Raw genomic sequence first — 564 nt, forward strand, 5'->3', positions numbered from 1 at the left:
GTTGGAGTTGGCGCCAGCAGATGAGGGCGCAGGCGAGGCTGAGGAAGGCTTCGTGGATGTCGTCGCGGATTTCCCAGCGGATGCGTAGGCGGCGGAACCAGTGCAGCCAGGCGATGGTGCGTTCGACGACCCAGCGTCGGGTGCCGAGGCCGGAGCCGTGGGGTGTGCCGCGTCGGGCGATGACGGGGGTGACGCCGCGGGCGCGGATCTGGTGGCGGTGGCTGTCGTAGTCGTAGCCCCGATCGGCATACAGCCGGTCGGGGCGCCGCCGTGGCGGGCCCGGCCGCCCGCCGATCGGGGGGATGGCGTCGAGCAGAGCGGTGGTCTGGGTGGAGTCGTGTCTGTTCCCGCCGGTCAGTGTGACCGCGAGGGGGATGCCGCCGGCGTCGGTGATGACGTGGTGTTTCGAGCCAGGCTTGCGGCGGTCGACCGGGCTCGGACCGGTTTTGGGCCGCCCTTGAGCGCCCGGATGTGCGAGCCGTCGATCACCGCCCTCGACAGGTCCAACTGACCCGCGCCCCGCAGGCGGGCCAGCAGCACCTCATGCAGCCGCTGCCACACCCC

General features: G+C 72.0%; 1 pseudogene. It reads right to left on the bottom strand.

From position 1 onward, the window contains the following. Positions 1-564, bottom strand: a pseudogene (locus ACPCK6_RS29630) (IS5 family transposase); the annotation flags it as partial.

This window comes from Micromonospora sp. AB353, from assembly GCF_049538395.1.
In the GTDB taxonomy this organism is placed as follows: Bacteria; Actinomycetota; Actinomycetes; order Mycobacteriales; family Micromonosporaceae; genus Micromonospora; species Micromonospora aurantiaca.